Annotated in this window: 15 protein-coding genes and 3 pseudogenes; 6 read left to right on the top strand and 12 right to left on the bottom strand. The window is 33.7% G+C overall.

The features are described 5' to 3' along the window. Window positions 1-4 precede the first annotated feature (4 nt). From pth to ACFOZZ_RS01945, 7 genes are all read right to left on the bottom strand, one after another. Window positions 5-559 carry an aminoacyl-tRNA hydrolase gene (pth, locus tag ACFOZZ_RS01915; RefSeq protein WP_055233022.1) on the bottom strand — a complete coding sequence of 185 codons (555 nt, stop codon included), beginning with the start codon at window positions 557-559 and terminating at the stop codon, window positions 5-7. Window positions 560-568: 9 nt separating this feature from the next. Further along, on the bottom strand, window positions 569-2656 hold the full coding sequence (pulA, locus tag ACFOZZ_RS01920) for a type I pullulanase (protein WP_055233020.1): 2088 nt from the start codon (window positions 2654-2656) through the stop codon (window positions 569-571). A gap of 138 nt (window positions 2657-2794) precedes the next feature. After that, window positions 2795-5383, bottom strand: coding sequence for a hypothetical protein (locus ACFOZZ_RS01925; protein ID WP_376814590.1), 2589 nt, complete (start codon window positions 5381-5383; stop codon window positions 2795-2797). A 209-nt stretch (window positions 5384-5592) separates the two neighbouring features. Beyond that, window positions 5593-5850, bottom strand: coding sequence for a DUF1292 domain-containing protein (locus ACFOZZ_RS01930; protein ID WP_055234767.1), 258 nt, complete (start codon window positions 5848-5850; stop codon window positions 5593-5595). Continuing rightward, on the bottom strand, window positions 5850-8246 hold the full coding sequence (locus ACFOZZ_RS01935) for a glycogen/starch/alpha-glucan phosphorylase (protein ID WP_278779611.1): 2397 nt from the start codon (window positions 8244-8246) through the stop codon (window positions 5850-5852). The genes ACFOZZ_RS01930 and ACFOZZ_RS01935 overlap by 1 nt, the downstream gene beginning before the upstream one ends. Window positions 8247-8249: 3 nt before the next feature. Next, the gene (gene glgB, locus ACFOZZ_RS01940) at window positions 8250-10157 is read right to left on the bottom strand and encodes a 1,4-alpha-glucan branching protein GlgB (RefSeq protein ID WP_055234763.1); all 1908 of its coding nucleotides are present in this window, start codon (window positions 10155-10157) and stop codon (window positions 8250-8252) included. Window positions 10158-10249: 92 nt separating this feature from the next. Further along, entirely contained in the window at window positions 10250-11239 is a 990-nt protein-coding gene (locus ACFOZZ_RS01945; protein WP_279067800.1) for a nucleoid-associated protein, read from the bottom strand. Window positions 11240-11359: 120 nt separating this feature from the next. On the opposite strand from ACFOZZ_RS01945, the gene ACFOZZ_RS01950 reads away from it, so the two are divergent. Continuing rightward, window positions 11360-12625, top strand: a complete 1266-nt coding sequence (locus ACFOZZ_RS01950) for an AI-2E family transporter (RefSeq protein WP_055234760.1) — start codon at window positions 11360-11362, stop codon at window positions 12623-12625. Here ACFOZZ_RS01950 and ACFOZZ_RS01955 read toward each other — a convergent pair. The 3 genes and pseudogenes from ACFOZZ_RS01955 to ACFOZZ_RS01965 form a co-directional block, all read right to left on the bottom strand. Continuing rightward, the gene (locus ACFOZZ_RS01955) at window positions 12618-13421 is read right to left on the bottom strand and encodes a MerR family transcriptional regulator (RefSeq protein ID WP_376814591.1); all 804 of its coding nucleotides are present in this window, start codon (window positions 13419-13421) and stop codon (window positions 12618-12620) included. The two genes, ACFOZZ_RS01950 and ACFOZZ_RS01955, sit on opposite strands and share 8 nt — an antisense overlap. Before the next feature lie 193 nt (window positions 13422-13614). Further along, window positions 13615-13770 (bottom strand): annotated as a pseudogene (locus ACFOZZ_RS01960) (zinc ribbon domain-containing protein); the annotation flags it as partial. A 15-nt stretch (window positions 13771-13785) separates the two neighbouring features. Next, a complete protein-coding gene (locus tag ACFOZZ_RS01965; RefSeq protein WP_376814592.1) occupies window positions 13786-14778 on the bottom strand; it encodes an RNA-guided endonuclease InsQ/TnpB family protein in 993 nt (330 codons plus the stop codon). A gap of 730 nt (window positions 14779-15508) precedes the next feature. Here ACFOZZ_RS01965 and ACFOZZ_RS01970 point away from each other — a divergent pair. The 5 genes and pseudogenes from ACFOZZ_RS01970 (at window position 15509) to ACFOZZ_RS01990 (ending at window position 18235) form a co-directional block, all read left to right on the top strand. Beyond that, the gene (locus ACFOZZ_RS01970; RefSeq protein ID WP_278780417.1) at window positions 15509-16285 is read left to right on the top strand and encodes an SDR family NAD(P)-dependent oxidoreductase; all 777 of its coding nucleotides are present in this window, start codon (window positions 15509-15511) and stop codon (window positions 16283-16285) included. Window positions 16286-16295: 10 nt separating this feature from the next. Continuing rightward, a complete protein-coding gene (locus ACFOZZ_RS01975; RefSeq protein WP_376814593.1) occupies window positions 16296-16559 on the top strand; it encodes a hypothetical protein in 264 nt (87 codons plus the stop codon). A gap of 18 nt (window positions 16560-16577) precedes the next feature. Further along, window positions 16578-17510: pseudogene (locus ACFOZZ_RS01980) on the top strand (OFA family MFS transporter); the annotation flags it as partial. Between the two features lie 145 nt (window positions 17511-17655). Beyond that, window positions 17656-17913, top strand: coding sequence for a type II toxin-antitoxin system Phd/YefM family antitoxin (locus tag ACFOZZ_RS01985; protein WP_055233631.1), 258 nt, complete (start codon window positions 17656-17658; stop codon window positions 17911-17913). After that, window positions 17903-18235, top strand: a complete 333-nt coding sequence (locus ACFOZZ_RS01990) for a type II toxin-antitoxin system RelE/ParE family toxin (protein WP_376814594.1) — start codon at window positions 17903-17905, stop codon at window positions 18233-18235. Before ACFOZZ_RS01985 ends, ACFOZZ_RS01990 begins: the two co-directional genes overlap by 11 nt. A 66-nt stretch (window positions 18236-18301) precedes the next feature. On the opposite strand, the gene ACFOZZ_RS01995 is transcribed toward ACFOZZ_RS01990, so the two are convergent. Further along, a complete protein-coding gene (locus ACFOZZ_RS01995) occupies window positions 18302-18868 on the bottom strand; it encodes a DUF4143 domain-containing protein (RefSeq protein WP_376814596.1) in 567 nt (188 codons plus the stop codon). Next, window positions 18845-19204 (bottom strand): annotated as a pseudogene (locus ACFOZZ_RS02000) (AAA family ATPase); the annotation flags it as partial. The pseudogene ACFOZZ_RS02000 and the gene ACFOZZ_RS01995, both read right to left, overlap by 24 nt. Window positions 19205-19353: the final 149 nt, after the last annotated feature.

Raw genomic sequence — 19353 nt, forward strand, 5'->3', positions numbered from 1 at the left:
TCACCTAGTTATATTTATTCATTGCTTTATTAAAACCATCATCTAAATAACATAAGACAGCTTCTGTCGCACGTTTAGCACCTTCTGATATAAGCTTTTCTTCTTCCTTAGAGAAGTGTCCAAGTACCCAGTCCACTACACTATAAAGCTTATTCTTAGAAATACCTACACGAATACGCTTGAAGTTCTGAGTACCTACATGAGCAATAATACTCTTGATTCCATTATGTCCACCCGCACTGCCTTTTTCTCTTAAGCGAAGCTTACCAGTAGGCATATCCATATCATCATAAATAACTAATAGATCTTCAACAGGAATCTTGAAGAACTGCATCACTGCCGCAACAGATTCACCAGAATTGTTCATATAAGTCTGAGGCTTAAGTAAGATAACATCCTCACCCTTGTACTTGAATTTAGTATATAAGCCTTTGAACTTTTCTTTATCAATAGATTGATTCATTTCATCACTTAAGACATCTAAACAATAAAATCCTGTATTATGTCTTGTCATATCATATTCTTTACCAGGATTTCCTAATCCAACAATTAATTTCATTCCATACTCCTATCTTGCACATACAACCATGGATACACCAAATACATTGAGCTGTCCATTTTCTATTCTTTCATTTGACATACTATATAATATCTTAAAGTCATCTTCAATACCAATAGTAATCACATCATATGAAGGATTAAAATAAATCTTAAATTCTTTATAATCTCCTTCATCCTGAGTCAAATGATATTCTACCATACGATAGTAGATATTGTTGATAAATACATGCTGATGCATCTCTTCATAGTCATAATATCTAAAGCACTTGTTGTTTTTTCTTAAATCTATAAAGAACTTTACAGCCTGTACAACATTCATATAACGGTCATGACGTTCCCAGTCTAATTTATTGACTGCATCTCCTGCATTATAAGAATTCTGATTACCATTCTTAGTTCCTAAGAATTCCTGTCCGGCATGAATAAAAGGAACACCCTGAGCTAGAATAGTCATTGCAAGTGTTAATAAGCATCTCTTCTGACGACAATATTCATCTTCATGTCCATTAGAAATAATGAATTTATCAAATACAGTCGCATTATCATGACATTCAGCATAGTTAATACTCTGTTCTATTGATGAGAACTTATTGTAGTCACACATTGCGATAATGGCTTCATTTGTCTTATATGTATCCCCAGATGTATAGCCTTTGACTTCCATCTGATTAGGTCCCTTGATTGTATCTCTGAAATGATCATTAAAGAAACCTACATGAGGTGTTTTATGGTTATTTTCAATTGTTGTCTTTTCTGAATCAGGTAATGCAGTACCCATATTCCATCCTTCACCATATAGCATAAATGATGAATCTAATGAATGGCCCTGTTCATAAATCATATTCACTGTATCAATATCCACAATACCCATGAGATCCATTCTAAAGCCATCTACACCATAAAGAACCTGCCATCTCTTGCACATATCTAAGATATATTTACGACACATCTTGGCAGTACTATTTAAATCATTCCCACACCATGAACCATTAGATAATTCACCCTTATCATCTCTTCTAAAGAAATAATAAGGGACTGTCTTTTCTAATGCATTATTATTTACATCATGCATATGATTATAGACTACATCAAGAATAACACGCATATTATGCTTATGAATACAGCGTACCATACGTTGACATTCCTGGATTCTCTTATAACCATCATTAGGATCAGTAATATAACTTCCTTCAGGTACATTATATTGTGCTGGATCATAACCCCAGTTATAAAGTAAATCTGGATGATCTTCATCTACTGTTGCATAATCATTGATTGGTAAAAGCTGTACATGAGTTACACCAAGCATATCTAAATAGTCCATACCTGAAGAAAAACCATTCTTAGTCACTGTGTCTTCTTCACAGAAACCTAAGAACTTACCTTTATGTGTGATCTGTCCATATTCATCCACAGAGAAGTCTCTGACACCTACTTCATAAATAACTGCATCTGTATTATGTTTAAGTTCTGTCAAAGGATAATCCACTCGTCTTACCTTATCTAAATCAATGACTACTGAACTATGCATATTAGCTGTACAAGAATAAGCATATGGATCAGCTGTTTCAGTGGATTCCTCATTCATTCCAATAATATAAACATATTCATAACCATCTAGATCTTTCTTAATAGTTGTACTATAGACCCCCTTATCTCCTCTTTCTAAAGGATAATAATGAAGGTCTTCATCTTTCCAAATTTTTAATACAACTTCCGTAGAAAGAGGTGACCAAACCTTGAATGTTGTTTTCTCTTTTGTATAATGACTGCCTAAATCATCACCATCATAATAAAAATGATCATCAAACTCTTTACTCATAGAAAGCTGACTAAAATCTAAAAAACAAGCGAGACCATAATTATCAAACACTTTATATCTTGTACCTACAGAAAAGTCTGTATGCAAAAGATACGACTGGAATCCATTTTCTTTCTCAGTCGCTTCGCCTTTAAGTATCTTGACTTCACTTGTATCTAAATTTTTTAAATAATACTGACTTGAAACTCCGTTATAATAATTTAATGATAAATCAACTTTGATCAAATCAAAGTCAATCGCATAAGCATACATACGTATTGATTCCCTTTGCATATTATAAACCCACCTTTTCACATTCCCTATTCTATCATAAAAATATGAGAAAAAAAGAAAGTATTTAAATTTGAAAAAGAAAGCCATATAACACAAAAAAGACTTAACAACATAAGTCGTTAAGTCTATATAAATCTATTACTTTGTGATTGTAAATGTACGAATAATAGGTGCTGCCTGATAGTTTCCACCTACAGTCACTGCTGTCATAGTATATACACCAGGTTCAGTAGGTGCTGTAGTTGTACTAGAATAAGGCTTTAAGTTAGACTGTACACCAGTATATAAGTAATGAACGTTTTCATCAGAAACAACTTCATCATTATATGTAAGTGTAGCCTTGAAATCAAAGTTCTGAGCTTCTTCTTTAGAAATCTTACCCTTAGTGAACTTCTGGTTCCATATTAATTTAACACCCTTTACATGCTGTTTTACAAGTAATGCCCCAATACCAACACCAGTTTCATAGTTCTTGTTGTCAGTAACTGCAGTGACTGCATATAAACCAGCTCTATTTGGAGTACCAAATCCAACACGTACATTATCTGCAATACCAGGTAATTTGTTGATAACTTTTAAGATCTGTCCAAATGTACCTGTGTCAATATGTAACTTTTCTAATAAATCTAATAGTTCCTGAGTGCTGAATAGTTTTCTTAATTCACCAACAGTGACACCATCCTGCATCATCTGAGTAAATGTTTTACCAAATACACTTTCTACTACAGGATCAAGAAGTTTTAATACATTATTATCAGTGAATCGAGCAGGAAGATCTAAATACAGACCTAAACTTACATTACTTGTAGCACCTGCATAAACAGTATACACATCGAACTTATCAGCTGGATTTGTAGTAATGAAATCCTTTGATAATTCTTCATCCGCAAAGATATTAGTAGAATGAACACTCACCTTTACTTTTGCCTTCTTAACAGTAATAGTCGTTTCACCACTTGTGCTTGGACGATAATCACTATTACCTTTATAAGTGATTCTTACTTTCTGCTCACCTGCTGGCATCTGTGGATAATCTAATACAAGATTAACTTTACCACCTTCAACAGGAGCCCAATTTTTTACACCACCATCAATATTACCAGCAAGAACGTTTGTGCCGTAATATTCATAAGTGAAATCATCTACTGATAATTCAGCTTTTGAAGGTAATGTAGACTTACTGAAATCAATTGATTCAAATAAAGCCTTCTTCATTTCCTGTGCATCCATATTATAAGTAATAGATGTACCTTCTTTAAGTGTAACTGCAGATTCTAAACGATTGTCTTCTACATTTACTGTTACAACAATATTACCGCCTTTATATTCTTTTGTCGCATTCCAAGAAAGTCTGATTTTCCAAGTACCTGCTTTAAACTTATTAAGATTTAAATCTGAACTATTGCTTAATTCATACCATATTTCTCCAAGATTTATTGGATTTGCATTGTATTCAACCTTGAAATCTTCAAATGATAATTCAGGATTTGTAGACTTGATAACTGCTTCATAAATAGCCTTTGCAGTGGCATCATAGTCATAAGACTGATCCTTATTAAACTTCATAGAAACATTATAAGGACCTTCATTAGTCACTACATCTACAGTAGCACGGTCTACTACATTGATTGTAGTTTCTTCAGTATGAGGTTGGTAATCCTTACTTCCCTTATAAATAATTCTGATTTTCTGTGCGCCTTCAGAAATTGCAGGATAATTAACTACATCCTTACCACCTTCAAGTGCAACCCAAGCCTGTGATGGAACACCTGCAGTTTTAGTAGATGCATAATACTGAATAGTTACATCATCAACAGTTAAATTTGGAGTAGATGATTCAACTACTTTATTAAAGATATCTTCTCTTATTTTATCATAATTGACTGTTACGTCATCATTATAAGAAAGTTTGATAGTCTGATCATTTTTCACATTAATTTCAGATGCAGCACGTTCTTTAAAAGAAACCTGCGCTGTTGCTTCTACATCAGAATAAGCATCATTTCCTGCATAAGAAATTTTAATTTCATGAGCACCTGCAGTAATAGCTGGTCTACCAGCTTCACCGTCTAAGTTTGTCCATAAAGTAAATTTTCCAAGGGTGTAAGCATACTTGATTTCTACATTTTCCCAAGTTAAATCAGGAGTTGATTCTTTTACAACTTTTTCAAAGATAGCTTTTTTCAATACGTCATAATCAATATTTTCAGCATCTTTATAAGGTAATGTGACTTCAACGCCTTCATTCACTTCAATAACACTATTAAGCTTTGCAGCCTTAGTGACAGTCACTTCCTTAGTAGTCCCTTTAATTCTTACCTGATAGCTGCCATCACTATTTGCAGCTAAAGATGGATGTGTATAAGTTGTAGTAATACCAAGAAAGTTCTTTTTCGTTGATTCAAATCCGTTAATTGAACCCCATTCAGTATTTTTTGATGCAATTGAACTTTTCCCTTCACACTGATATTCCCACTCAATGCTAGAAGTGTCCACATTGTCTAAATTCTTAATTAATGCCTTATTAAGAATTTCTGTTACCTGTTCTACTGTTGCATCAGATGGAATAAGCACTGTCGCATTCTGTAATACAGGAGATTCTGTTGTTGTTTGTACAACTGGTGTTGTTTCTAGTGCATGTACATTGAATACGCGTGCTGGCTGTGCAAGTGGTGCAACAATCATGGCAGTCGCAACAACTTCAACCAAAATCTTCTTTGTCTTCATTTATTTTCCCCTTTCTTTATATGACTCTTTAATTATATAAAAAAAATTATAGTTAGACTACTAAATAAACGTCAAATGTTGGAAAAGGTTACATTTACCAGGAAAATGTATACAAATAAATTATTCGTGCGAAAAATCACACTTTTTGTGTTTATATAATTTTATTCTACATATAGAAAAAGAGGATAGACATGCTATCCTCTCATTCGTTATTCTTCATCTTCAGACATCATTGAGTCTAATACTTCCTGTATAAATGCATATTCTTCTTCTGTTTCAATAGGAAGAATATTATCTGCATCCTCAGGATCTACCTGTGAAGCATAGATATTCAACTGATCATCTTCATCTGAACTGTTATCTGTATAAATGATATATTCTTTTCCTGTTGCGTCATCTGTAAATCCTAAGATAACTTCACAAGTCACTTCTTCACCATCTACATCTAGTACGAATGTATCTTTCATTAGATTTTTACCCTATTTAAATGCCAGATATCCTTCACATAATCTTCAATAGTTCTATCACTTGAGAAATGACCACTCTTCGCAATATTAGCTAAGCACATCTTAGACCAGTTCTGACGATTCTGATATAAGTTGTTGATCTTTTCCTGAGCAAGTCTATAGCTTTCGAAATCCTTTAATAAGAAGTATTCATCATTTCTGCTCATTAATTCATCAAAGATAATTTTGAATTCTTCTCTTGATGGATGGAAAGTACCATCGACTAATGAATCAACAACCTTCTTGATGTTTGGATTATTGTTGTATTCATTCCAAGAATTATAAGTACCTTTTGCCTTTAATTCGTTGACTTCATTATCCTTCATACCGAAGATTACAATGTTGTCATCTCCAACTAAGTCAGCAATTTCTACATTGGCACCATCTAATGTACCAAGTGTTACAGCACCATTCATCATGAACTTCATGTTAGAAGTACCACTTGCTTCCTTACCAGCAGTAGAGATCTGTTCAGATACATCTGCAGCAGGAATAATCTTTTCAGCAATAGTAACACCATAGTTTTCAATAAATACAACCTTTAAGTATTTATTTGTTTCTGGATCATTGTTTACCTTATCCGCAACGCTGTTGATTAACTTAATAATCTTCTTAGCTAAATAGTAAGAAGGAGCGGCTTTTGCACCAAAGATAAAAGTATGTGGATAGATTCTGAAACTGCTATCTTCTTTCATTCTCTGATATAAATAGATAATATGCATTACATTTAATAACTGTCTCTTGTAAGCATGTAATCTCTTAACCTGAATATCAAAGATAGAATTAACATCTACATCAATACCATTATGTTCCTTAATATAATCTGCAAGAATCTGTTTTCTCTGCTGTTTTACATTGTAGAATTTACTCTGAGTAATTGAGTCTTCTACAAATGGTGCTAATTTCTGTAAATCATCAGGTCTATGCATCCAGCTATCCCCGATTGATTCATTGATTAATGAAGTTAACTCTGGGTTACAATATGCAAGCCATCTTCTATGAGTCACACCATTCGTTTTATTGTTGAACTTGTTAGGATATAAAGTATCAAAATCCTTCATTTCTCTTTCTTTTAAGATGTCAGAGTGAAGCTGCGCTACACCATTAACACTAAATGAACCTGCAATCGCAAGTCTAGCCATATGTACCTGATTATCTTTAATGATCATAACTCTCTGTAATAAGTCATTATCATTTTCAGTCTGCTGTTTTACGAAGCCAATGAAACGTCTATTGATTTCTTCAATGATCTGATAAACTCTTGGTAATAAGTCTCTCATCATATCAACAGGCCATTTTTCTAATGCTTCAGCAAGGATTGTATGGTTTGTATATGCACAAGTCTTACATACGATATTCCATGCATCATCCCATTCCATTCCATAATCATCAATAAATACACGCATTAATTCAGGAATAACTAATACTGGATGTGTATCATTTAACTGAATAACGTTCTTTTCATGGAAGTTAGTTAAATCAGGATAAACTCTTAAATGTGCACGAATAATTGAATTAATACCAGCACATACAAAGAAATACTGCTGTTTTAAACGTAATACTCTACCAGCATGAGTAGAATCATCAGGATATAATGTCTGGCAGATATCATTAACTTCCTGAGCATACTGACGGAAATCCTTATTTGTAGGGATATTTTCACTAGGTTCAGCTTTCCATAATCTTAATGTATTAGTAACCTTAGTATCATTACCAACAATTGGCATATCATAAGGAACAGCACGTACTGCTTCATAATCTACATGCTTCCATCCACCAGTTGCATCATCCCAGATTACTTTACCCCAGAATTTAACTTCTGTTGCATGCTTAGGTTTTCTTACTTCCCACATATTACCTAAACGTAACCACTGATCTGGTACTTCTACCTGATATCCATTTTCAATCTTCTGTTTGAAGAAACCATAATCATAACGAATAGTATTACCGAAAGCTGGATAAGATAAAGAAGCTAAAGAATCCATGAAGCAGGCAGCAAGACGGCCTAAACCACCATTACCTAAACCAGCATCAGATTCTAATTCTTCTAGATCATGGATATTAATACCATAATCAGCAAGACCTTCTTTTGCAGTTTCATAAATACCTAAGTTCATCATATTGTTGACTAATAGACGACCAACTAAGAACTCCATTGAGAAATAGTGAACCTGTTTCTGCTGCTTAGCCTGAACTGCCATCTTTGTCATAGCCCAGTTAACAGATGCATAGTCACGTACCATAGTTTCAAGAACCATGAACTTTTCCGTTAAATGTGCTTCTTCTACTGTACGACCATATGACTCAATGATTCGCTTAGAAAATTCATATTTAAATTCTTCTTTTGTATTAAACATTTACTACTTTCCTTCCTTTACAACACTTTTCTTTGTCTTCTTCTCCTTAGAAGACGTTTTTTTAGCTGGTTTATGGTATTCAAATACCATAGCGCTAAATGGTGCTAACTTTACATGAATACTCTGTGCTTCATTGATACAAGTACCCTTCTTTGATCTTAAAGCACGTGTATTTGTGTAATTAGAACCGTTATAAATATCTTTATCTGTATTCAAGATTTCTTTATAGCTTCCGGCAAATGGTACTGGCACAGCATAATTCTTATGACTATTACCAATAAAGTTAGCTACTACAACTAAACAGTTGCCTTTCTTATCAAATCGAGCATATGAGAATACACTCTGATTATGATCATCTACAACCAGCCATTTAAATCCTTCTGGATCATAATCCATACTATAAAGAGCTGGATGTTCTTCAACCATCTTATTTAAATCCTGTATAAAATGATGGAAAGAATCATGCTGTGGATATTCTAAGATATTCCAAGCCAATGCTTTTCTTTCATCCCATTCCTTGTATTCACCTAATTCATTACCCATGAAATTAAGCTTCTTACCAGGATGAGTCATCATATATGTATATAAAGCTTTTGCCTGTGCGAACTTGTCTCCATCAAGTCCCCACATCTTATTTAAAATAGTGGCTTTACCATGAACCACTTCATCATGTGAGAATGGCAAAATAAATCTTTCTGAATAGAAATACATCATTGAGAAAGTTAATAAATTATGATCATATTGACGATAAACTGGATCTTCTTTGAAATACTTCAATGTATCATTCATCCAGCCCATATCCCACTTATAATCAAATCCTAAACCGCCATCTTTAACTGGTTTAGTAACATATGGGAAATCAGTTGAGTCTTCTGCAATAGTCATTAATGTAGGATATCTTTCATGAATCTGTTCATTCATAGTCTTTAGGAACTCTAAAGCCCCATTGTTTGCACCGAAGTCTTTATTACCTTTCCAGTAAATAAGGTTGCTGACAGCATCAAAACGAATACCATCAATATGGAATTCTTCTGCCCAGAAATGAACAGCACTCTTTAAGAATGAACGTACAGTATCTTTTGTTACATCAAAATATACTGAATCCCATTCAGTATAACGGTTATTCACATCTGCATATTCATAAACCCAGCCTCCATCAAACTGATAAAGACCATGTCCATCTTTAACAAAATGAGCAGGCACGAAGTCCATAATGACACCTATACCTTCTTTATGACAGGCATTAATGAAATTCTTAAGCTGTTTTGGATGTCCATAACGACTTGTTGCACTAAAATAACCTGTTGCCTGATATCCCCAAGAGCCATCAAATGGGAACTCATTTAAAGGCATTACTTCAATATGTGTATAGCCCATCTTCTTTACATAAGGAATGATTTCATCAATCATTTCTTCATATGTATAAAATTCTCCATCAGATGTATCTGTAAATTCCTTTTTCATCTTCCAAGAACCAAGATTCGCTTCATAGATATTCATGTTACGATCATAGTTATTAGAACGTGACTTCATCCATCTAGAATCATGCCAGTGATAGCCTTCTAAGTTATATACCTTAGATGCTGTACCTGGTCTAATTTCACTGAAAAAGGCATATGGATCTGCACGATCAACAATAGCTCCAGAAGGTGTTTCAATTCTATATTTATAAAGGTCATACTGCTTTAGCCCTTCAATATAGAGAGTCCACACACCACCATCATTATATCTCTCCATATAATGCTGTGTTCCGTCCCAGTTATTAAAATTACCTATAACCTGAACACTTCTTGCATGTGGTGCATATACTGTAAAGCGAACGCCCTTTTTATCCGGATGAGCACCGAATACCTTATATGCCTCTAAACACTTTCCTTCAAAAAACAATTTTATCAAAAAATTATCTAACATACCTATATGTCTCCCTTCATAAACTTTATTATACAATAAATATGACCAAAATTCATTCTTTTCAGACAATATAGGCAAAAAAATGTAAACGGTTACTTGATTGTGATGTCCTGAATGTTATTTAATACGATAGAAACTGTTCCATCAGGGTTTTCTTTCTTTTCAAAAGTAGAGCCATTCACATATTCATCTACTGGCATAGTTATCTGAATATTCTCATCAAGAGTAATCTTAACAACCTCTACAGAACGTCCTAATGCGTTTAAAGAAATTGTATCATCTTCACCAATTCCAAGATCCTTTAACATTGTTTCTGATTCTTCCTGAGCCTGATAATCTCTTTCCATAACCTTACGAACTACTTCTATCGGTTTAACAAGTTCTCCCATCTGTGTTCTTTCTAATATTTCCTGTTTCACAAGTGGAAGTGCTTCTTTATCATTCACATGATAAATATCATCAATCTTATTTACTACTTTCTTCATAGTAGAAATCTTCTGACGATCAGTCAACTTCTCTTCACCCTTGATCCACTGACTATTTAAATAAGTATCCATCTTGCCATCAATCAAGTACTTCTTCTCAATAAGAGATATCTTCTTATGATCTGTATCTATAATAATTGCTTCATCAACTGCCGTACCAATCTGAGGAAGAACCTGTCTTCTTGTAATACGGACATTTTCCTCTTCTACAAGAGATACAGAATTATACTTATAATTAAGCTTTAAAGCAGCAATAATATGCACACCATCACGATAGCAGTCCACATAAAGAATATTACTATTAGGCATTTCTTCAATCACTGAACCTAATGCAAAGAACTTTTCACTAATTTCCTTTGCCTGCTTCTTGAATTCTTCATCGTCTTCAAGCATCTTATCTGCACGAAGTAATAATTCATGAAGTGAAGGAACAACGAGTTCTTTAATAGCTGGACTGTATAAAGCTTTTTCTACTTTTTTATGATAATATTCCTGAGTTGTATCATTTAATTCACAGAAATCTTCACTTAAATATATCTTACGATGCTCAAAATCAAGCATATGCATCATGATTTTATTAATAATAATTGTGTTCATTTAAATTCTCCTTTCACGTGTGTCATTATAGCAAATTTCTTCTATTCCTCAACCTTTTCTTCTTCAATTTATTATAACAATACCCCTCATTTTGTGGTACTATTTCCTTAGGTGATTATTATGGACAACAAAAATTTTAATTTTCCAGATGATAAGATTTTCCAATATATTACATATGGTATTGTCTTAGCTTTTATTCTTTTTAATTTAGAATCAGTATGGGACTTCTTCCTTAATGCATTAGGGCTTGCAAGACCCTTCTATATTGCGATAGTCATTGCATTTGTGATTAATATTCCAATGAAACTAGTAGAGAAGTTGCTTGTGAAAGCAAGAGAACAATTGACGAAGAAAAAACCTAACCTAAAGCTTCCTCGATTCTTAGTAGAGGGAACTCGTGGTATTGCGATGGCTATCACTATTATATGTTTACTATTAATATTAGTGATGTTCTTCTCATTCATCATTCCTAGAATTGGAGAAAGCTTCTCATTCTTATTCTCTAACTTAGATAATTATGCAAGAAGACTTGCTGTCTATATTACTTCTATATGTAAAAGATTTAATATTGATTATTCAGTAACAGTAGATGAAGTACAGAAATGGTTTGCCTCTATTGATTTAAGTACAATTCTTGCGACTGCAGGTAATTTCCTAGGTAATCCTCATTTTAAAACAACAGAATTTGTATCAAATGTTGGTGGTTCATTCATTACTGCCATCACTTCATTCTTTATGGCTCTCTATCTTCTTGCAAATAAGGAAAAACATCTTGAACAAGGTAGAAAACTCATTGCATATATATTAGGTCATAAACGTGCAGGTGTCGCTTTTGATATCATGAGTGAAGCCAATCATTACTTTAATAGTTTTGTGACAGGACAGATGTTAGAAGCAACATGTTTTATGTTGGAGGTTTATATTGCGATGCGTTTATTTAGTATGCCTTTCCCTGAATTAATTGCGATTATGGCTTTCTTATTTAGCTTTGTACCAATGTTTGGTAATTTTATTACCTTCTTTGCGGGACTCATCTTAGTGGCTGCAGCACAGAGTAAGAGCATGTTAGCTTTTGCGATTATTTATCTTTGCTTACAGCAGTTTGAAGGTAATTTTGTATATCCTAAGATTGTAGGTAAATCTGTAGGTATAGGTGGTTTATTTGTCTTATTAGGTATTACTATATTTGGTAATCTATGGGGTGTTGTTGGTGTACTTATTGGTGTACCTCTTACTGCTTTGATCTATGCTGTTATCTCTAGAATCATTAATATCGGACTCTATCAGAAACATATAGAAGTTACATACAATAACCTCTATAGATTAGATGAAGATGGAAATCGTTTAGAAAATAAAGTCAAGCCAAAAAAAGATTCCTCTATTTAACAGGAATCCAAATATTATGCCAGTTGAAGTATTCTTCTTCTGGTTTCCACATAGAAACAATCTGAGTAAAGATGTCACCATCTAACTCTAGATTGTTTTTTTTCATATATTCAAAAGCAGGTTCTAATACTTCATAAGTGAGTATTTGTGAAGAACGTGATGAGAAGCTCATATAAAGACAAGTTCTAGGAGGATAGTAATGCACATATTCTGTTTCTTTAATATCAAATAATGATGCAAACTGTTCTTCTATCCCAACGCCAAAATAAAAATCTTTGTTTTCTGTTTCTATATGTTCTTTTGGAAATAATGCAGTAGAGAAAATAAAAGGAACATATTGTGTAAACTGTTTAAGTTCTTCTTTTTCCTGTTCACTTAAGTTCAATGTATAACATTTCTGTGTATCTATACGAAAAATACCAGGACTTGTTCTTAGAGTGAAATTCTTTTCTTCAAAATTATTAATGAGAGCTCTATTAGTACGCATCTTCTTTAAAAGATTCATATTATAAATGATGTTCTGTTCGATGATTTTTTCCTGATTATCTAATACATCATCTATTTCTTCTAATGTGCGCTTCTGAAGGATTTTAGATGTTTCATCTATAGTAAGTCCAAAACCTAAATAACAGCGTGCACGAATAATCATATGAAGATCCCAGGTTGTATAATAGCGATAGTTTGTCTTTTCATTATGAATAGGAGCAATGATTCCTTTTCTTTCATAATAACGTATTGTTTCTGGTGTAATACCTAGTATTTTCGCAAGTTCTCCAATTGTATAAGTATTATACATTTCACGTCCTGCCACTCAAAATGTGATTAAATATACCCACATCGAGATAATGTAAGTTCTCACGAACATTACTTACTATTTTATTGTGTATGCTTTCGATTGACCGAAATCATATCTACTCACAAGTTCTTGTACACTTCATAGTCGTAAATTCCCGAAGTAGCCTTCGGTACATACTTACGTTTGCGTTTGTTTATGCAACTTCGTAAGTCGTAGCATCTCTCAGATTAGTAGCAGCATTGAAATCTTTGTCTTCGATATAGCCACAGTCACATCTGAAAAGTCTATCTGAAAGCTTTAAATCTTTCTTGATACTTTTGCAGCAGTGACATGTCTTAGATGATGGGAACCATCTATCTACAACTCAAAGTTCAATTCCATTCTCCCTGCACTTAGCTTGAAGCTTTGTTTTAAATTCATAAAACTTCTGAGAAGAAACTGCCTTTGAAAGATGCTTGTTCTTCATCATTCCTGATACGTTTAGATCTTCAATCGTTATATAAGATGGCTTGGTTTTCACTATCTCTGCGATTATCTTATTGATGTAATCAGTACGAGTATTGTCGATTCTCTGATGAAGCTTCTGTATCTTAAGCCTTTGTTTTTGTATATTTCTTTTTTGAGTGGACCCTCCTTTCTTTATATTTTCATACTTTCGAGAAAAACTTCTTTGTTCTCGAATAAGCTGTTTTTCAAGCTTCCTTAATTTTGCAGATTTATTGATGTTCTTATAAGTCTTTCCATTAGAGACAATCGCAAAGTCCTTTAATCCAAAATCAATGCCAATTCCTTTACTGGAATGACTGGCTATCGCTTTGTCTAGGATTTCTACAAAAACTGAAACGTAGTATCTGTCAGCCTTTATTGAGACATGACCGCTCTTAATTACGTATCCATCTTTTGTAGTTGGAATATATCCTTTCTCTTTGATGCGTACCCAGCCAAGTGACGGAATCTTGATTCTGTGTCTTTCGCAAAGGCAATCTTTTGGATTATTCCTTACAAAATACATTTTCACATCAGACTTGCCTTTCTTCTTGAATTTTGGAAAGGCGCTCTTGTGATTAAAGAAATCTTCAAATGCGGTCTGTCCGTTATTTACTGCCTGTGTTATCGATTTTGAATAAGCTTTCTTGATCCAAGAATATTCTGGATGGCTCGGAAGAAACTCATTGTTGAGCCATACTCTGAACTGGCTGCTGCTCATAAACTTTCTGCCACTTTCATGAAGTTCCTTATTATGAGCAAGATAGAAGTTATAGATAAATCTGCAAGTACCTATTGTTTTACGAATCTTGACTTTCTGCTCATCTGTCGGATTTATTTCCGTCTTGAAGCTCTTCAGCAATTCCCTCATCCCTTTCTATCAGCTTTTTTATACTTACGAAGCCCTTTACAACCTGCAGGAGAACACATGAAGTATTGAAACAATATCCTGCATGAGTTCTTCATCTGATTTGTAATCTAATTGTAGAACAAATGGAAAATCCATATATTCAGTTTAGCTTCATGAATGCCTATTAATCGGTGTTAAAAAAATAATTTTCACTAACCTATGGTTTGTAGGTATTCAAATTATGCTTTTGATTTTATGTTCCAATACTTCATCTAATAAATCGTTACACGGTTTCCATAATCTTCAGTACACTGGTCTGCAATAATTCTTTTGCATTACAAAACTATCTTAAAAATGTAACTTGATTTAGTAAATGATGATTATAAGTATAATAATGCCTTTAGTTTGGGTTCGGTTTGCCTTTAAAGTTCCTTTTCTATCTCAACGTTATAATATCTTGACAGATACGCCTAAAAGTTCAGCAAAATCCTTTAATTTGTAATTTATGATATTTGATGTGTTCATTTTAACGCTCTTCTTTGAGCAGATTTGAACACATTTAATCACAATAGTCAATATATTTAGTTACTTATATTTTCCTCCTTAAAACTGTTTGAGAGTTCTTACCCATTATATCAAAGAAAACCCTATCATTTATGCTTATTTTAAGCAATTTTAACCTATTGACTCTCAAACTATTTGAGACTCTATAATCAACTTGTAAATTTTTTAACAAAGGGAGAGAAACGAAATGGATGAAAGAAAAGTAGTTTTGATCACTGGCGGAGCCATGGGTCAAGGACGTGCACATGCATATAAATATGCAGAAAATGGATTTGACGTTGTGTTAGCTGATATGCAGGAACCAACTAGTGAAGCATTTAAAGAAACAATCGCACATTGTAAATCAATAGGTGCAAAAGTACTTGCTGTTAGGGCAAACATCACTTCTACAGAAGATATGGAAAACCTATTCAAGAGTGCATGGGATACTTTTGGACGTATTGACGTTGTCATTGCGAACGCAGGCGTTATTAACTTTGCCTACACTTGGGAACTAACAGATGAACAGGTAGAAAAAGTCATCAACATTAACCTTATCGGTACTTGGCGTACAGATAAGTATGCAGCACAGTATATGTTGAAGCAGGGATTTGGTCGTATTATTAATATTTCTTCTACTTCAGGATTATATGGCACACCAAAGCTTGCAACATATTGTATGAGTAAATGGGGGATCTTAGGATTAACTAAGACACTTGCAAAAGAAGTAGGTTCTAAGGGTATTATCGTGAATGCATTATGTCCTACAAAGGTTAAAACACCTATGTGTGAAACAATGGAATATGTACAGTTTATTAATGATTTAACAGGTAAAGATTTCAAATCTGTTGAAGAAATGTACAATGGCGTACCATTCCTTGATGTAGAAGATATTTCTTCTATGGTTTATTGGTTAGGTACCAGTCGTGAAGCAGGCAAATTTAATGGCCGTGAAGTTGCTTTAGACTTAGGTACATTACAGTAGGAGGATTATCATGAATATTACGAAAGCAACACGCTGGCGTGTGTTTGCAGGAGTATGGATTCAGTCTTTATTCACTTCTGCCACTGCCTTCTTCAGTTTATTCTGTTTGCCATTATGTAATCAGTTTGGATGGAGTACTTCTGATTTCTCAATGGCTTATACTATTTATATGTTTATTTATTGTGCTGTAGGCTTTATTGGTGGTATTTTAGCTGAAAAGTTACAGCCTAGAGTTGCTATCTATATGGGTCTTGCATTATTTGCAGGTGGATGAGTATTAACAGGTTTTGCGAATACAATCCCATTCTTATATGTAGCTTATGGTGTAATTGCTGGTGCTGGTGCTGGTATGATTTATCCAGCATGTCTTCCAACCGCTTTAAAATGGTTCCCTGACAAGAGTGGTTCTATTTCTGGTTTAGTACAGGCTGGAGCCGCATGTGGACCATTCATTATGTCCCCAGTCGCTCAGATGCTTATCTCTACATATGGTGCACAGACTGCATGTAAGATTCTTGGTGTGATCTTCTTAATTGGTGTTGGTACTGTTGCTTGGATGATTGTACCTTGTCCTGATGGATGGACTCCTGAAGGATGGACACCATCAACAACACAATCTAAAGAATTAAATACAAAAGACTATAACATCCCACAGATGGTTAAAACACCTATCTTCTGGGTATTAGTAGTTATGTTTATCTTTGCGAATGCAGCAGGAACTATGATGGTCTCAGCCACTTCACCAATTGCTCAGAAACAGATTGGTTTAAATGCGATGAGTGCAGCACTTTGTGTATCACTTATGACTTTATTTAACATGTTTGGTCGTATTTCATTTGGGTTTATCTATGATAAATTAAAGGGATGGAACTCACTTATTCTTGTATTACTTATTAACGGTATCTCAATGTTGATGTTAACTATGGCCCATTCTTATGCATACTTCATCTTATGTATTGCCTTAGTAGGATTCTCATTTGGTGGATTACTTGTCGTATTTGCGCCTATGGTTAAGATCATCTTTGGTTCTAAGTACTATAACAGAAACTATGGTTTAATCTTCATTGGCTATGGTATCGGTGCTTTTGTAGGTCCTAAGATTTCAGCAAGTTTCTTTGATGCCACTGGATCATATGTAATGGGTTATATCGGTTCAGCTATTCTTGCAGCACTTGCGATTGTATTAGTACTAGTAGCTAAGAAGTTACAGAAAACTATGAACTAATATTAAAACGACACTTGATGTGTCGTTTTAATATCTAAAGAAACAACAGAAGAAACACTCCTTTATTAAGCTATGATAATTCACACCCACTCGCAGTGTGGCTAAATATAGACTATAATATAGCCACATGAAAGGAGTTGATTCTATGCAGATTATTCCAATGCGTGATTTAAAAAATACGGTTGAAGTAGAACGTCGCTGTGCAGAAGAAAACGGCCCTGTATTCGTAACCAAGAATGGATACGGCAGATTAGTTGTTATGGACATCGATTATTATGAAAAAATTATGAGAAAGATGGATGAAGCAATAACAATATTGGATGGTTTGAAAGATGTAAAATCCGGAAACACAGTAGAAGGAGATGCTGCAATTTCTAATATAAGGAGCAAGTATGGCATCTAAATTTGGATATCGACTGACCAAAAGAGCAGAATCTGATTTAGACGGAATTGTCTCATATATCGCAATTGACCTTGCAAATCCACAAGCTGCATCAGATTTCGTAGATAAGCTACTGTATAATATTGAAGAAGCAAGAGTTTTTCCTGAAAATGGTTCTCTTGTAGATAATGAATTTTTACAGTTAGAAAATGTGAGAAAGAAATTGATTGGAAAATATATCATGTACTATCTTCCGAATACTGTAGAGAATATAATCTTAATCCTACGTATTGTATATGGTAAACAAAATATCACTGATATTCATATAAAACTGGATATTTGATCACGTAAGCATCGGTCACGAATTGATCGATGCTTTTATTTATAGATCCAGATAAGTTCCATTCCTTTATAGTGCCTTTTGCGCACTTATAGGAATAATGCCATCTTCTTTCTCTATCAAGAAATCAGTATCATCTGCGCAATATATACTCACATGTTCTGTTGCCATAAACTGCTGACATATATATTGTTTACTTAGTGTATGCTCATCAAGTTTTGCTATACATCCTAATAATCCTATATCTAATAGATATAATTGAAATGTATTGAAATCCTCATGTATTTTCAAGGGTGGTTTTACCTGTCTCACACGATTCACTATGTATATCAATCCACAATCAGCTAACCACTTAACAGCCACATCAAAACCTTTACCACGTTTCCCTTCATATGTATTATTAGAAATCTGAATTGGAATACTATTCCATACTTTACTTATTTTTGGACGCGGAAAATCATGTTCATAATCTAATAGAATTCTCTTCTGTATATTGCGTACTTCATCATAACTATGATGACTCACAAAATGTTGTACAGCTTCTGGCATACCACACACAAAATAATAGTCCTTCAAAGCATCAATTTGTTTAGTTGCTAATAAGAATTCCTTATAGCTAAGTGGATAGAGGTTCATAAGATATACTTTACCTACTGGAAATGATGTCCTTTGATGAAGCGCGATACCCAAAAGTGAGCCTGCACATACAATATGATATTCAGGCGCATTTTCATAAAAGTATTTTAAAGCAGATAACGCTTGCGGAACTTCTTGAATTGCATCAAATATAAGAAGTGTATTATCCGGATCAATTTTCTGATCACTAAACAGTTCTATTCCTATTATTAAACCATTTGTATATGAATCATAAGAGAATAAGTCAGACATTGTTGTATTTGAATCAAAATTAATATAGATAGTCTTATTATATACTTTTTCTCTAAATTCTTTCACCAGACAGGTTTTTCCAACCTGTCTAGTCCCCTAAATCGAAGCCTTATGATTTGCCTTTTATTTCTATCTAAATATAGCAAATTGATACATATAAATATCCCCTCGTATAATATGTACGTAATCAGTTAATGAATTCTATCGATTCATTATTGATTGTACATTCTAAT

Source organism: Catenibacterium sp. GCM10023432, from assembly GCF_042651925.1.
GTDB classification, from domain to species: domain Bacteria; phylum Bacillota_I; class Bacilli_A; order Erysipelotrichales; family Coprobacillaceae; genus Catenibacterium; species Catenibacterium mitsuoka.

Excerpts from the sequence above, each read along its gene's own strand:
- pth (WP_055233022.1), bottom strand. The coding sequence starts at position 559 with ATGAAATTAATTGTTGGATTAGGAAATCCTGGTAAAGAATATGATATG.
- pulA (WP_055233020.1), bottom strand. The coding sequence starts at position 2,656 with ATGCAAAGGGAATCAATACGTATGTATGCTTATGCGATTGACTTTGAT.
- ACFOZZ_RS01925 (WP_376814590.1), bottom strand. The coding sequence starts at position 5,383 with ATGAAGACAAAGAAGATTTTGGTTGAAGTTGTTGCGACTGCCATGATT.
- ACFOZZ_RS01930 (WP_055234767.1), bottom strand. The coding sequence starts at position 5,850 with ATGAAAGATACATTCGTACTAGATGTAGATGGTGAAGAAGTGACTTGT.
- ACFOZZ_RS01935 (WP_278779611.1), bottom strand. The coding sequence starts at position 8,246 with ATGTTTAATACAAAAGAAGAATTTAAATATGAATTTTCTAAGCGAATC.
- glgB (WP_055234763.1), bottom strand. The coding sequence starts at position 10,157 with ATGTTAGATAATTTTTTGATAAAATTGTTTTTTGAAGGAAAGTGTTTA.
- ACFOZZ_RS01945 (WP_279067800.1), bottom strand. The coding sequence starts at position 11,239 with ATGAACACAATTATTATTAATAAAATCATGATGCATATGCTTGATTTT.
- ACFOZZ_RS01950 (WP_055234760.1), top strand. The coding sequence starts at position 11,360 with ATGGACAACAAAAATTTTAATTTTCCAGATGATAAGATTTTCCAATAT.
- ACFOZZ_RS01955 (WP_376814591.1), bottom strand. The coding sequence starts at position 13,421 with ATGTATAATACTTATACAATTGGAGAACTTGCGAAAATACTAGGTATT.
- ACFOZZ_RS01965 (WP_376814592.1), bottom strand. The coding sequence starts at position 14,778 with ATGAGGGAATTGCTGAAGAGCTTCAAGACGGAAATAAATCCGACAGAT.
- ACFOZZ_RS01970 (WP_278780417.1), top strand. The coding sequence starts at position 15,509 with ATGGATGAAAGAAAAGTAGTTTTGATCACTGGCGGAGCCATGGGTCAA.
- ACFOZZ_RS01975 (WP_376814593.1), top strand. The coding sequence starts at position 16,296 with ATGAATATTACGAAAGCAACACGCTGGCGTGTGTTTGCAGGAGTATGG.
- ACFOZZ_RS01985 (WP_055233631.1), top strand. The coding sequence starts at position 17,656 with ATGCAGATTATTCCAATGCGTGATTTAAAAAATACGGTTGAAGTAGAA.
- ACFOZZ_RS01990 (WP_376814594.1), top strand. The coding sequence starts at position 17,903 with ATGGCATCTAAATTTGGATATCGACTGACCAAAAGAGCAGAATCTGAT.
- ACFOZZ_RS01995 (WP_376814596.1), bottom strand. The coding sequence starts at position 18,868 with ATGAACCTCTATCCACTTAGCTATAAGGAATTCTTATTAGCAACTAAA.